Below are 13,689 nucleotides of genomic sequence, written 5' to 3'. Positions count from 1 at the left end.
AACCGGTGAACTGCGTCCCGTGCGCGAGGTCGAGCACCTCGGCCTCGACCTTCTCGGCCGCGATGTCGTACAGGGCGACGTGCCGGGCCGACCCGCGGATGAGGGCCGCGTAGGCGACGCTCGCGCCTACGCTCCCCGCGCCCACGACCGTCAGCTTGGAGTTCTCGATCACGCTCATGGCTCGATCCTGGCAGCGGCCCCGGGCGGCATCCAGCGCGGTGGCTCGACGGTGGAGGAATGGATGCCGGGGTCGGCTCCGCGCGGCTGAGGGGCGTGCCGGGGGTCGGCGCGGCCGAGGGGCGTGCCGGGCTCCGGACGTCGACCCGGAGAACCGCGCCGCGCGGGCCGGCGCCAAGCCCGCGACGGCCTTTCTCCGGAGCGCGGCACGCCTCGCCCAGGTTGAGGAGCCCGCCGAGGTCGCCGATTCGCGGCATCCCGCAGAGTGTCGTAAGCTTGTCCGCGGTGACGTGTCCGAGCGGCCGAAGGTGCAACACTCGAAATGTTGTGTAGGTTCACCCCTACCGTGGGTTCAAATCCCACCGTCACCGCCACCACGAAGGCCCCGACTCCTGCGGAATCACGCAGCAGGCGGGGCCTTCGTCGTGTCTGCCGATTCGTCGCCGTCATCGGTCACGAGTCGCGACGCGCTGTCGCTGCTCCTGGCGTCATCCGTCACGCTCCGCAGCGTCCCCCTCGATGAGGTCCGCGACGTGCGGCCCTTGATCGAAAGGAAAGTGTGATGACGGTGACGTCTCTCGACCAATTGAACCTCGCCTTCGCCGAGCGGTTCAACGCGCGCGACCTCGAGGGTCTGATGCGACTGAATACGGACGACGTCGTCTTCGTCCCCGCCCCCGGCACCCCGGTGACCGGCGAAGCCGGGGTTCGCGGCGCCCTCGAGCAGTTCCTCGCGCTGGATCTCCCGATCGAGATGGTGGTGCGGCACGTCTTCGCATCGGGCGACATCGGCCTCGCGATCGCGGATTGGAGCATCGTCGGCACCGGTCCCGACGGTTCCGAGGTCGCCCTGTCCGGCACGACCGCCGATGTCGCCGTCTACGACGACGAGCACGGTTGGCGGTACGCGGTCGACAACCCCTTCGGAACCGACTGAGGTCCATCCGAAGCCGCGGAGGCAGGTGGGAGAACGCCGTGGCGCACACCACCCGCGTGGCCACCCGCCTCCGCGCTGTCGGGGCGTCGACGTGGTGCGATGTCGTCAGGATCCTCGATGAGGGTGAGGCGCCTCGCGGTGGTCGGATCCAGCCCTGTCGATCTAGCCCTGCCCGTCGCGCAGTGCTCGATACACGCGAGATGCGGTCGATCGATCGACGCCGAGGATCTCGCCGATGCGCGTGAAGCTCAGCCCGTCCTCATCGCGCAGACGCTGGAGATGATCGCGCTGGTCGCCGACGAGCTTCGACGGTCGGCCGATCGTCCTCCCCTGCGTCCGCGCATACTCCATACCGCGGCGGGTGTTCTCACTGATCGCGTCGCGGCGGAGCGCCGACAGCGCCTCGACGATCTGGAACAGGACCCCTCCCGTCGGGGTGGTCGTGTCGATCTGCGGCTCGGTCAAAGAACGAATATGGATGCCGCGCGAGCGCAGATCGTCGAGCGTGCGGATGACGATCCGTTCGCTGCGGCCCAGCCGATCCAGGCGCTGCAGGAGAAGGGTGTCGCCCTCACCCAGGTGGTGGAGACAGGCGACCCACTGAGGGCGCGCGGAGATGCGGTCAGTTTCATCGCGATCGATGAACACGCGGGTCGCGCCGGCCGCGAGCAACTCGGTCTCGTGCGTGTTCGAGGCCGGGTCTCGGCGGGAGACGCAGGTGTAGCCGATGACGGTCGTCATCCCCGTCCCCCGTCGACTCGGGCCGGACCGGCCGCGGCGATGGGAACCCACGGCGATACATCGACGCCGGTGACGGCGAGACAGTCGATGGCGAGTGTCATGTGGTGTTCCCCCGGCGAGCGAGGCTTGTGAGACGTGGGAGCGGGCGGTCGTGCCCCCCTTCAGCGTCGACGACCCGCTCCCACGAGCGCGGATGCGCTCGCTCATCCGTGCACGCGGGGCGGAACATGCGTCTGCACTTCCGGCTCGGCGTCCCCCGCAAAGGGGAGGACTGCGGGCCGGTCGGGCTATGACGTGGTTCGCGGAGAAGGTTCTCCGAGATATCGGCGTCACGAAACGTCGTGTGGGATCTCTCCCGGGTGTGCACGAAGCCCAGGGCGACGCGCCGGAAAGCGAAGCCTGATGACGAACACCCGTCCGATATCCCTCCACGACGCACGGCCGCGCGTCACTTCAGACCTGGCATGGGACCTGACCGTGGCGGACCGCGTATGGGGGCGCACGCACGCGACCGGTCTTCTCGTCGGCGTCGCGCTGTGCATCGCGGGCTTCTGGATTCCCGTGGTCCTGGTTGCCATGCAGTTCACATCCGGTCGCTGAAGTCGCGTCACGAATCGGCGACACCGCTGTCCTCCGAGCGGGGCGGTGCTGCAGGTGCCCCCGTCATCGCGCCGGGACGGCGCTGTGCACGCCAGCAAACGGGGAAAAGAATGATTCAGCTGCCAACGTTCCGCGGGGCCACGGACAGAACTGGGCGACAGCTCAGCAGGACTCGGCGGTCAGCGATGCTGCGCCGTCTGATCGCGGCCGGCGCCGCGGCGATTCTGCTCACGACGGGATTGACGGCGACCGGGACGGGAGCCTCTCCGGCGTCGGCGGCGCAGACGACCTGCACGCCCGATGCGGGCTACTCGCAGTGCGTCGCCTTCACGTACTCCGGCGCCGACCAGCAGTTCACACTCCCGGTCGGGGCCATCGCGTCCGACGTGAGCGTGAAGATGTGGGGTGCGGGCGGCGGCGGCACGAACTATTACACGATGAACGGCGGCGCCGGAGGCTTCACCCGGGGTGTGATCGACATGAGCAGCGTCGCCTCCACTCCGGTGACGGTCGTCGTCGGACAGGGCGGTCGTACCGCCTGCTACAGCAACAATCAGGCCACGGGCTCGCAGACGCCGACCTACGGAGGCGGCGGTGCCTCGGGGGCGAACCCCGACACGACAAAGGGGTACTTCTGCGGCGCGTCGGGCGGCGGACGCTCGGCCATCCGCATCGCGCTCCCGGGCAACACGAGCGCGTCGAACGAGGTGATGACGGCCGGCGGCGGCGGTGGCACCAACGACGGGACCGCCCGCTATTCCGCCCAGGCGGGAGCCGGTGGAGGAACATCTGGGGCGACCGGCTCGTGCGGCGGCCTTCTCCCCGGCAGCACCAATGAACCCGTGACCACGAACGGCGTGGCCGCGTGCAACAACGCCGCGGGTCAGGGGGCGACCGCGACCGCCGGAGGGGCGGCGGGTCAAGCGAACAACTACGACGACAACGGCGCGCAGTCGATCACGGGCTTCAGTCTCCGCTTCGGCGCGTACAACATTCCGACGGCGGGGACGCAGTTCCAGGGCGGACGGTCCGGGTGCGCGCTCAACACCCCGCCCAACAATCAGCCCGCCGGAACGTTCAACGAATGCGGAGGCGGGGGCGGCGGCGGCTACTTCGGCGGCGGCGGCGGTTGGTACAACCAGCGCATCTTCGATGGTCCCGGCGGTGGCGGCTCCGGTCACGTCGACGCCGTGGTCTCCTCCCCGAGCCTTCTCGCCGGAACCGCCTTCACCCCGCCGGCCACGACGGAGGCGCAATACGCCGCCGGAATCGGCGTCGGCGGCGGGACGGGCAACCAAAACGTCTTCGACGGTTCCAACCAGAACGAGGACGGCGGGAACGGACGGGTCGTCTTCCAGTTCAACCTCCGCCCGAGCGTGAAGATCTCGAAGGCCTCCTTCGGAGGGGTCGGAACCTTCGGCTTCGACGTGACCGGCGCCACGACGCCGACGGACTCGATCACCACCACCAATCCCGGGGTCGGCAACGCCGTCACCTCGCCGACGGTGCACTACGGAACGGTGAACACGCCCGTCACCATCGTCGAATCCTCGGGAGGTGCCCAGTACGACACCTCGATCCAGTGCACGGATGCCAACGCGGCGGTGACCGGGAACTCCTCGGTGAGCTTCACGAACACCAAGACGGCATCCATCCCCGCGGCCGGGATGAAGGCGAACGCCGCCTGGACCTGTGTGTACTCGAATACCTATAACCCGGCTCCGCGAGTGCAGATCGCCAAGGTCTCGGTGGGCGGGGTGGGGACGTTCGGCTTCACCGTCACGGGGGCCTCGATCCCCGCCGATTCGATCACGACCGTCGCCTCGGGAACGGCCGTGACCTCCACGACGGTCCACCAGGGAACGGCGGGCACCGCGGTGACCATCGGCGAGTCCTCCGGTGGGACGTCGTACAACACGTCGATCCAGTGCGTCGATGCGAACAGCGCATCAACGGGTAATGCGCCGCTGACTTTCACGAACACGAAGACCGCGATCATTCCCGGCAGCGCCATGAAGAACACCGCCAGCTGGACCTGCACCTTCACCAATGCCGCATCCGTGTCCGTCCAGGTGAACAAGACCTGGATCATCAAGGATGCCGGGGGAAGCGTCGTGGGCACCTACACCCTCCCGGCGCAGGGCTCGGACACCGCCCCGGCTGTTCCCTCCGGGTTCGCGGCTGTCCCCACTCTGACGGGTCAGACCTCGGCCGCATTCGCGACGTCGTACACGGGATACTCGGCCGGCCAGACGGTGCAGGTGGGCGAAACCGGGGTCACCGTGCCCGCGGGATGCACCGTCACCTCGCAACGGATGACCTCGGTCAACGGCAGCCCTCTGGGCGCACCCGCCGCCTTGCCCTACTCGGGCACGCTGACGGGTACTCCGGCCACGAACACCTTCACGATCACCAACACCGTCACGTGTACGCAGACGCTCACTCTCGTGAAGCAGGTCGCCTTTGGAAGCCTGTCGCCGACGTCGTGGACGTTGACGGCTTCGGGGCCGGTGGGGTCGCTGCCGGGGCCGAGCGGTGCGACCGGATCGACCGGCACCACCGCCGTGAACGTCACGCCCCTGGTCGCCTATTCGCTGAACGAAACGTCGTCGGTCGATGCCGCGCGAAACTACGTCCCCACGTCCGCCGGGTGGGTGTGTGCCGCAGGATCGTCGCCCGTACCGGTGAGCAACTCGTCGGTCAGCGTGGGGTATGGACAGAACGTCACCTGCACGATCATCAACACGACCGCGCGGATCACCGTGCTCAAGCACATCCAGGATCCCGCGAGCGGGCTGGCGGCGAACATGTTCCGTCTCACGCTCACGCCCCCCTCCGCGCTGGGCGGCCCGATCACCGTGGCCGGCGCCGAGAGCCCCTCGACCGCGAACACCTTCGAAGCGAAACCCGGTGCCACCTACTCGCTGGGCGAGCAATCCGTGTCGCCGACCACGGCGTACCTCGCCCTCGGATTGCAGTCCTCGACCGATGGGGGAAGCACCTGGACGGCCGTGTCCGGGACGCAAGTGACTCCGGTCGCCGGAACGACGGTGCTGTACCGCTTCGTGAACCAGTCCGTGCCCGCAATCGCTCTGCCGCTGACCGGCGGACTCGGCACCGACACGTTCACGATCGCCGCCGCGGGCATCCTCGCGGCGCTGATCCTGGCCGTGTGGCTACGTCGACGGTTCCGCACGGCACGGAGCACGGGCCTGTCCGCGCCGAGCCGCTCGCGGCCATGATCCCGACCTGACCGCTCCGGGACCTCGAGTGCCGCCGACGCATCGGCATCCCTCATCCCGTTCCCGCTCGTCCGCATCCGCCTATCTCACTCCTCCGAACCATCTCGGACTCCTCGAAAGGAACCCCATGTCCCACGTTCCACGCCGCGCGCTCACCCGCGTGGCTGCCGGCCTCGTCGGCGCCGTCATCATCGGCGCGGGTGGTGTTCTCGCTGCCGGCGCCGCCCACGCCGCCGCCGGCAACATCGACACCACCACCGCCGGATCCATCACCATCCACAAGCACCTCGAAACGGGCGCCACGAGCGGGGCCAACCCGGACGGCTCGGGATCGGTCGCCGGTGCCGCGGTCGCGGGCGTCCAGTTCAGCCTTTACCAGCTCAGGTATCAGGGCGCGCCCGTCGACCTGACCAGCTTCGCCGACTGGAACGGCCTGTCCTCCATCACCCTGGATGCCAGCTGCAACGTCACGGGTGCCGCGGCGGCCGCGGGGTACTCCACGGTCACCACCAGCGCCCCGGCCTATCAGAAGGTCACGGACGCGAGCGGCGCCCTGACGGTCTCGACCGGCACCACCCGGACGGCGTTCGCCGTGTGCGAGACCTCCACCGCCGCAGCCACCGTCGCGGGAGCGCCCGTCAGCATCGTGACGCCGGCCAAACCGTTCGTCGTGTCCGTTCCCACGCCGTACAACAACTCCTGGCTGTACAACGTCAACGCCTACCCGAAGAATGTCAACACCGCGGTCGAGAAGGCCGTGAACGCCCCGAGCGGATACGGTCTCGGCTCCACGGTCGACTTCCCCGTCTCGACCAGCGTTCCCGCCGTCGCCCCGGCGGACCAGCTGACCTCCTTCATCGTCCGCGACGTTCTCGACACCCGGCTCGGCTCCCCGACCGTCACCACGGTGACGGTCGACGGCACCGCGGTCGACCCGACGTACTGGTCGGTCAAGGTCAATGCCGGCAACGCGAACGACCTTCGCGTGGTCTTCAACAGCGCCGGTCTGACGTGGCTGAAGACGCAGGCAGGCAAGAAGGTCGTCGTCACCTTCCGCGGCACGGTCACCGCAGTCGGTAACCAGACGATCGCCAACACGGCCACCGCGTACGTGAACAACCCCGGCTCGGACGCCGACACGATCCCGCCGGGAACGCCGCCCGGCACGCCCTCGAACCAAGTCAACACGAACTGGGGCGACCTCGTCATCCGCAAGTACGACGCCCAGAACAACCTGGCGCTGTCGGGTGCGAGCTTCCAGGTCTACGCGGCGGACCCCGCCTATCCCGCAGCCGGGGGCTCCTGCACCTCCAAGGTCACGTCGGGCTCGCCCATCCCGGTCAGCGGGACGAGCACCTTCCAGACCGGCACCGACGGCACCGTCACCGTGCCCGGTCTCTTCGTCTCCGACTCGGGCCATGCCCCCGTCAACGCTCTCACCCGCTGCTACGTCGTCGTGGAGACCGCGGCCCCGGCCGGTTACACGCTGCCCAGCGGCGACGCGGCCAAGACCGCCGTCGCGGTGAACGTCGGCAAGACCCCGGCGGGCACATTCGACGCGAACGTGGCCAACACCAAGCAGTCCGTGCCCGCCCTGCCGCTCACCGGTGCCGCCGGCCAGACGGTCGCAGCCGCGACCGGTGCCGGACTGCTCCTCGCCGGTGCGGTGCTCGTCATCGCCCGCCGGCGCCGTCGCGCCACCGCGTCGCAGCAGAGCACCGAGCTCTGAGGCGCGGCCGACCATGGACACGGACCGGGACCGGGAGTTCCCCACCACAGTGCGGGGCTCCCGGTCCCGGTCCACACGGCCGGAACCGAAGCGGCGCTCGAGCGATCGGCATCCCGCGGGATGGCGGCCGGGAGTCTTCACCTGGGCGATCGCACTGTTGATCCTCACCGGCGCGGGAGTCTTCCTCTACCCGTCGGTGGCGCAGTGGGTCACGTCCTACAACCAGTCGCAGATCATCCAGAACGCCGAGGCGGGGACGAGTGATTCCGACGACAACGCCCGGCAGTTGCAGGCCGCGCGCGCGTACAACGCCGCCCTGTCGTCCGGTGTGCAGGTGAAGGCGAACACGAACGTCCCCGTCGGAGACGGAACAGTCTCGAGCGGCCGATTCGATTACGGCGATCTTCTGCGCATGACATCGGATGGCATGATGGCGCGCCTGAAGATCCCGAGCATCGGCGTCGACCTGCCGGTGTATCACGGCACTTCGGATCAGGTGCTTCTGCAGGGGTCCGGTCACCTCGAAGGCTCGAGTCTGCCGGTGGGCGGGGCGAACACCCATGCTGTCCTGACCGCCCATCGCGGTCTCGCCGACGCGACGATGTTCACCGACCTCGACAAGGTCAAGGTCGGGGACGACTTCGTCATCGAGGTCCTCGGCGAAGTGCTGACCTACCGGGTGCGTGAGACCAAGGTCGTGGACCCGGAGGACACCGACTCCCTCCGTGCTCAGCAAGGCCGGGATCTGGTCACCCTGATCACCTGCACGCCCCTCGGCATCAATACCCAGCGCATCCTCGTGACGGGTGAGCGAATCCTCCCCACCCCCGCCCAGGATGTCGCCGATGCCGGAGCGCCACCCGACCTGCCCGGGTTTCCGTGGTGGCTCTGCGGGGTGAGCGCCGCCCTGCTTCTCGCCGGCGCGTATGTGTGGCGCTCCGGTTACACCGATGCCGTCCATCGCCGCGCGGCGGGCTCCCGCGCGACGCGGAGGACGTCTTCGGCTCGATGACCGGGACGTCGACGGATCCGCGTCATACGGTGCCGCCTCCCGAGTCCCTCAGGCAGGGAGATACCCCCACCTGCATCCCCGCAGGCATCTTCCTCTCGGGGCGGAGACGATACGGAAAGACCCCTCCCGGATCGTCTCGCGTCCCGTGGTGGCGGGTTGCCGAGTGGCAATGGGGGGCACCCGCCACCACACCCCCTCATGCCGCGCCTCTTGGTGCGACGGCGATCCGCGCAAGCCCGGATGATGCCGTCCGGAGGGCGGGCGTGGCCCCGCAGGGGCTCAGAAGGAGGGGCCCGACAGGCAGAAAGCGAAGGGTCGTGATGAACCACTACGGAGAACTCGTTCGGCGACATTGGGAAGAGAGCTCCCCCTCTCGGATGCCCGAGCTCGACGACCCAGACCGCTACTTCGAGCGTCTGGGGGACGCCGCCGAGGAACGGGTGGCGGTTCTGTACAGGCGCCTGGCAGCTGAGCGCGCCTCGCACCTGCATCCCTCAGATCACCTCGCGGAGTTGGTCGCGCTGCGCGCCGAAGCCGAGAGGCTGGTCCTCGACGAGCTGTTGCCTCCTCGCTGAAGAGGAGCGACGCCGGTTCGGTTCCGCAGCGCGTGCCGACCCCATCTGTGTCGCGCGCGTCGGGTGCGGTGAAGAGAATCTCGAAATCCCGTCATGTCCTGCCCGGGCGGACGTCACTCAGGGGGAGGGGGACGCAGGATCCGCATTCCGACGAGGATCCGCCCCTCTCCCGCACGGGCGAATCGGGTTTCGCCCGTGCCGGTGGGAGTGGGTCGTCGACGCTCATGGGGGGTAAGACCACCCACTCCCACCTCTTCGGCTCGATCAGGTCTTTCCGCGAAGGGATACGTCGCGCTCGTGTGGCCGCTGCGAATGCGTCCCTCGCTTCGCGTCAGCGGGTCTAGGCGAGCGGACGCCGTCCCCGTTCCTCTCGAGCGGTCGACGCGGGACGCGTCAGCGTCGTCAGCGCCTCAGCCAGAACGTCCCGGCGGACTTCGACGGGTGCGTAGTGATGCGTGTACCCGTTCTCGTCGAGCGCCGTGACGGTGACGATCGCGTGTCCGCGCCGGGGAAGCAGCGAACCGACGGTTGTCCGGTTTGTCATCAATTCCAGTCCTTCGCTGAATGGTTCACGCGGGGGAGATCGTTCCATCTCGGTTATGACGCCATCTCGCGAAGAACCCATCCAGCGGGATTCGCCGACGTCCACCTCGCGCCCGCGCGCGCGGAAAGACCGCGGATGACGGCCCGTATGACGCAGAATCGCCGACCCGATCCGACGGTCGAAGATTTGCTACTTTCACCTCGTGAACACCCGAGTAGTCCGCACGGCGACGTCGCTGGCAGCGGCATCCGCCCTCATCTGTGTCCTCTCCGCCTGCGCTCCCGTCGACAGCGCGGCTTCCGACGTCGAGAAGGGCGAGGGCTCCTTCGTCGTGCAATACGACCCGGCCTCGACTCCCGAGAACCAGACGGAGCAGACTCTCTGGCAGCAGGCGGGCCTGCTCGAAGCGTTCGCGGACGCGATGAACAAGACCGTCGCTCTTCCGAAAGACGTCGCCGTCGTCGCCAAGGACTGCCAGGAGGCGAACGCGTTCTACGACCCCGCCACATCGTCGATCTCGCTCTGCTACGAACTCTCGGCGAGCGAACGGTCTTCTCTCGAGGCGGATGCCGTCGATGGCGACGCCGCCGGCGAGGAGCCGGTCGATCAGCAGCTCCTCGAGAGCGCCCGGGCCGTGCTCTATCACGAGGCGGGCCACGCACTCCTCGCCGAGTTGGGGCTCGCCTTCACCGGGCGGGAGGAGGACGTCGCGGACCAGTATTCGGTCTACGCCCTCACGGACAGTGAAGAGGATGCAGATTCGTTGATCACGGTGGCGAAGATCTACTACCTGAATGCTCAGTCCGTCACGGATGTCGACGAGTTGCCTTTCTCGGATACGCACGGCCTCGACGCGCAACGCTCGGCGAACTTCCTCTGCTACGTCTACGGCGCGTACCCGGAGAGATACGAGTACCTCGTCCAAGACGGAACCCTCGATTCCGAGCGGGCGGGGGGATGCCAGGAGGAGTTCGCCCAGCTCTCCGCCGGGTGGGAGAGCCTTCTGCGCCCCCATCTGCGATCGACGAACGGATCCTGACGGTTCTCGCGTCATAACCCGCCGCGGGAGAGGTCCTGCTCGTAGGAAGATACCCCCGCCTGCCCGCTCCGCAGGTTTCTTCCTCACGCGGCGGAGGGACAGCGGTTGCCCCACTCCTGTGCTCTCGCGCCGTGGTGGCGGGTGGCCATGCGGCAAGGTAGAGGCCACCCGCCACCGCACGACCTCGTGCAACGCGGCGCGGACCGGTTGCCGCCCGGAAACCGAAAGTCGACCACTGCCGTCATAACGACGTGCGGCCGGTGTCCTCCACGGAGAGGCGCAGACGCCGGCTGTGCGCCGCGCACCGTCTCGTGCGGGAGGAGATGTTCTTCTCGTACACGGAGGGGGATCCCGCCGACGATCACCGCACCCAGATCCCGGTCCGTCCTCGTCCTGACCGAAGGAACGCGAAGGGGAATATTGATGAACGACTGCCTTTTGGCGGCGACGGGCGCCGCGCCGATCCCCCCGTGGATGCTCCTCATCGCGGCTGGACTCCTCGCCGTCGGGATCGTGATGATCGTCGCCGTCCGGCGCGGTAGATCCCGCGCCCTCGTGTCGGCCGCGGTCGTCGCCGCCGCCCTTCTCGTCGCGTCCCCCGTGGCGAGTGCACTGCCGGCCTTCGCGTCGGACCGATGCGCCGCACCCGGCGCCGTGCCGGCACCGATGTCGACGGCGTCGGCGACCGCCTCCGCGACGCCGACGGCGCTGCCGAGCCCGGTCCCGACGACGGCGATCCCGATGGCGACCCCCACGCCCACGCCGACGCCGACCGTGACGGCCACCGTCACGCCGACGCCGACGCCCTCTCCGACACAGACCTGCCCGGCGTCCGATAAGTCCACGACGCGTGATCTCGACCGCGACGGCGTCGTCGACGCGTGCGACCTGGACTCCGACAACGACGGGATCCTCGACACGGAAGAGGACTTCCAGTCCAACGGCATCTACGAGGATGACGACGTCGACGGCGACCTCCTCGTCATCGCCACGCTGGGCGACGGGGTCTCCAGCTACGCCGACCTCGATTCCGACAACGACGGACTGCTCGACCTGTTCGAGGGTCGACCCTTCACCGCGGCGCAGATCGACGCCTATGACGCCGACCGGGACGGCGTCTTCGACGGGGGCAACGTCTTCGGCGCGAACGGACTTCTGGACGCTCTCGAGACGTCCCCGGACTCGGGCGTCCTGCTGCCCGCGCTCGCGCAGCTGCGCAACACCGACGGGGACGACAAGCCGGACTTCATCGACCTGATGAGCAACCGTGTCGACTACGACCTCTATCGCATCGAGCGGAGCGACCTCGATCAGTACGGTGCGGGGTTCATCTCCCGTTCCGCCGACCCCGATGGAGACGGCATCCAGGAGCCCGTCGACACCGCTCCGGCGCTCCGCGGGGCACCGCGCTCACCGCTCACGCCCTACCTGTGAGGTGCTGTGACCGCGGCGGCACGTCTCAGCGTCCGACCGGACGTGTCGCCGGGGTCAGGGCGAACCGCTCATAGGGATCCATGCCCAGACGTACCCGCGCATGATGCAGGTGGGATTCGACCGTTCGGACGGACAGGTGCAGCATCTCGGCGATCTCGGCGTTCGACCTGCCGCCAACGACCAGGAGCACGATCTCCCGCTCGCGAGACGTGAGCAATTCGAGTCGGCGTCCGCCCGAGCCGGCGGATCCGCGCAGGTCATCGACGAGATCCCGGAGGGGGGCGATGTCGCATTCGGGAAGGAGTGCTTCCGCGCGGGCGAGGACCTGCGCATCCGAGACACCCGAATCGCGCCACACCCGCAGAGCCAAGGGGATGACGATGGGCATGGTCCCTCGCGCGCGGTCGATCGCCTGATCGACGTGTGCGCTCGCCGCCTCATGACGGCGGTTCGCCCTCTCGAACACGGCGCACACGAGGCTGAACACCGCGGCGAAGCCCCCGAGACCCGCGGTGCCGGCCGCGACGGCGAGCCGCTCGATGGCGGCCGAAGCGGCCACGAGCTCGTCGGTCATGGCGAAAGCGGCTGCGCGCAGCAGCTCACGCCACAGCCCGATGGTCTCGGACGGGTACCGTTCGACGAGCTGCAGGCTCCGCAGTGCGTCGGCGGGGCGGTTCCGCAGGAGCTGGACCGCGGCGTCGATCACCGCGAGAGGAGCGATGGCGTCTTGTCGCTGTTGGTCCCCCGCGGCGAGGAGCCGTCGCCGCGTCGCGCTGCGAACCGCGTCCACGTCCTCGCCGATCATGACCAGCGCCAGCGCGTGCAGTCGGAACACGGACGCGTCCGATTCCATGCCGAGCGCGTGTGCGCCGCGGGGTCGTCCCCGCCGATCAGCGCCGACGCGGCGGTTGCCGGTGGCGGCGTCGAAGACGGCGTGACAGGCGTCGGCGAGGATGAGCGTTCGATCGTCCGCCGCGGGGTGCGGTGCGGCGATGTGCTCGGCGGACGGGGGCGCGATGCTGCTCTCGAGAGACCGGGCGGCTATCGCCACTCGGAGGCGCCAGGCCCACGTTTCGTCGTCGGGAGCCCATGACGTCAGCGCGCCCACCCGGTCCTCGGCGACCGCACACCCGGACGACTGCGCGAATCGGACGCGCATATGGACCGCGAGCGCCAGCTCCCGCTCTGTCCGCGTGCGCGGAAGAGGCATCGCGTCGAGAAGGCTCGCGGCGCGCTCGGCATCGCCTCGCGACAGATGGGCGAGGGTGAGTGCCGCCCACACGGTCAGGTCCTGCTCCGCGGACCGGGCCGTGTCCGCGACGCGCGCGGCCTCGCAGGCGCGGCCCGCACGGGCCAGCGCGAGTGCAGCGCGCGGAAGAAGGGAGGAGTGCGCCGACGCGAGCCCGTCGTCATCGCCGATCTGGCCCCACTGCGCGCAGAACATCTCCTCGCCGGTGGTGAGGACCGGGGCGTTCCGGGACAGCGCGAGCAGATCGCGCGCCACGGCCCGTCTGGACGCGTTCCACGCCGCATCATCGAGGCGGTCCTCGGCGAGACGGGCCGTGGCGCGCGATCTGCTCGCGCTGTCCCGGAACGCCCCGGTCCTCACCACCGGCGAGGAGATGTTCTGCGCGCAGTGGGGCCAGATCGGCGATGACG

General features: G+C 69.0%; 11 protein-coding genes, 1 tRNA gene and 1 pseudogene. 9 read left to right on the top strand and 4 right to left on the bottom strand.

The features are described 5' to 3' along the window. Positions 1-178, bottom strand: a pseudogene (locus QZ433_RS10915) (L-lactate dehydrogenase); the annotation flags it as partial. A gap of 283 nt (positions 179-461) precedes the next feature. Here QZ433_RS10915 and QZ433_RS10910 point away from each other — a divergent pair. Together QZ433_RS10910 and QZ433_RS10905 are read left to right on the top strand one after the other, a co-directional pair. Beyond that, positions 462-551, top strand: a tRNA-Ser gene (locus QZ433_RS10910). Positions 552-739: 188 nt separating this feature from the next. Further along, positions 740-1,114, top strand: a complete 375-nt coding sequence (locus QZ433_RS10905) for a nuclear transport factor 2 family protein (RefSeq protein WP_295783206.1) — start codon at positions 740-742, stop codon at positions 1,112-1,114. A gap of 162 nt (positions 1,115-1,276) precedes the next feature. Here QZ433_RS10905 and QZ433_RS10900 read toward each other — a convergent pair whose 3' ends face one another. After that, positions 1,277-1,855: a recombinase family protein gene (locus tag QZ433_RS10900; protein ID WP_295783203.1), complete on the bottom strand. Its 579-nt coding sequence runs from the start codon at positions 1,853-1,855 to the stop codon at positions 1,277-1,279. A 402-nt stretch (positions 1,856-2,257) separates the two neighbouring features. On the opposite strand from QZ433_RS10900, the gene QZ433_RS10895 reads away from it, so the two are divergent. The 5 genes from QZ433_RS10895 (at position 2,258) to QZ433_RS10875 (ending at position 9,013) form a co-directional block, all read left to right on the top strand. After that, the gene (locus QZ433_RS10895; protein ID WP_295783201.1) at positions 2,258-2,455 is read left to right on the top strand and encodes a hypothetical protein; all 198 of its coding nucleotides are present in this window, start codon (positions 2,258-2,260) and stop codon (positions 2,453-2,455) included. A gap of 185 nt (positions 2,456-2,640) precedes the next feature. Beyond that, positions 2,641-5,697: a glycine rich domain-containing protein gene (locus tag QZ433_RS10890; protein WP_295783199.1), complete on the top strand. Its 3,057-nt coding sequence runs from the start codon at positions 2,641-2,643 to the stop codon at positions 5,695-5,697. 127 nt (positions 5,698-5,824) lie between these two features. Further along, positions 5,825-7,426 (top strand): SpaH/EbpB family LPXTG-anchored major pilin, encoded by a 1,602-nt coding sequence (locus QZ433_RS10885; protein WP_295783196.1) that lies wholly within the window; start codon positions 5,825-5,827, stop codon positions 7,424-7,426. A 157-nt stretch (positions 7,427-7,583) separates the two neighbouring features. After that, positions 7,584-8,438 carry a class C sortase gene (locus tag QZ433_RS10880; RefSeq protein ID WP_295783194.1) on the top strand — a complete coding sequence of 285 codons (855 nt, stop codon included), beginning with the start codon at positions 7,584-7,586 and terminating at the stop codon, positions 8,436-8,438. Between the two features lie 377 nt (positions 8,439-8,815). Further along, positions 8,816-9,013 carry a hypothetical protein gene (locus QZ433_RS10875; RefSeq protein ID WP_295783191.1) on the top strand — a complete coding sequence of 66 codons (198 nt, stop codon included), beginning with the start codon at positions 8,816-8,818 and terminating at the stop codon, positions 9,011-9,013. 340 nt (positions 9,014-9,353) lie between these two features. Here QZ433_RS10875 and QZ433_RS10870 read toward each other — a convergent pair whose 3' ends face one another. Then, a complete protein-coding gene (locus tag QZ433_RS10870) occupies positions 9,354-9,557 on the bottom strand; it encodes a hypothetical protein (protein ID WP_295783188.1) in 204 nt (67 codons plus the stop codon). A gap of 202 nt (positions 9,558-9,759) precedes the next feature. On the opposite strand from QZ433_RS10870, the gene QZ433_RS10865 reads away from it, so the two are divergent. Next, positions 9,760-10,596 carry a DUF4344 domain-containing metallopeptidase gene (locus QZ433_RS10865; RefSeq protein WP_295783186.1) on the top strand — a complete coding sequence of 279 codons (837 nt, stop codon included), beginning with the start codon at positions 9,760-9,762 and terminating at the stop codon, positions 10,594-10,596. Positions 10,597-11,019: 423 nt separating this feature from the next. Continuing rightward, complete coding sequence (locus QZ433_RS10860) at positions 11,020-12,030, top strand: hypothetical protein (protein ID WP_295783185.1); 1,011 nt, start codon at positions 11,020-11,022, stop codon at positions 12,028-12,030. A gap of 25 nt (positions 12,031-12,055) precedes the next feature. Here QZ433_RS10860 and QZ433_RS10855 read toward each other — a convergent pair whose 3' ends face one another. Next, positions 12,056-13,534 carry a helix-turn-helix transcriptional regulator gene (locus tag QZ433_RS10855; RefSeq protein ID WP_295783181.1) on the bottom strand — a complete coding sequence of 493 codons (1,479 nt, stop codon included), beginning with the start codon at positions 13,532-13,534 and terminating at the stop codon, positions 12,056-12,058. Between the last annotated feature and the right edge of the window lie 155 nt (positions 13,535-13,689).

The organism is uncultured Microbacterium sp., from assembly GCF_913776565.1.
Taxonomy (GTDB): domain Bacteria; phylum Actinomycetota; class Actinomycetes; order Actinomycetales; family Microbacteriaceae; genus Microbacterium.
Note: the sequence above shows the minus strand (reverse complement) of the source record. Positions and strands in the feature narration are given on the sequence as shown.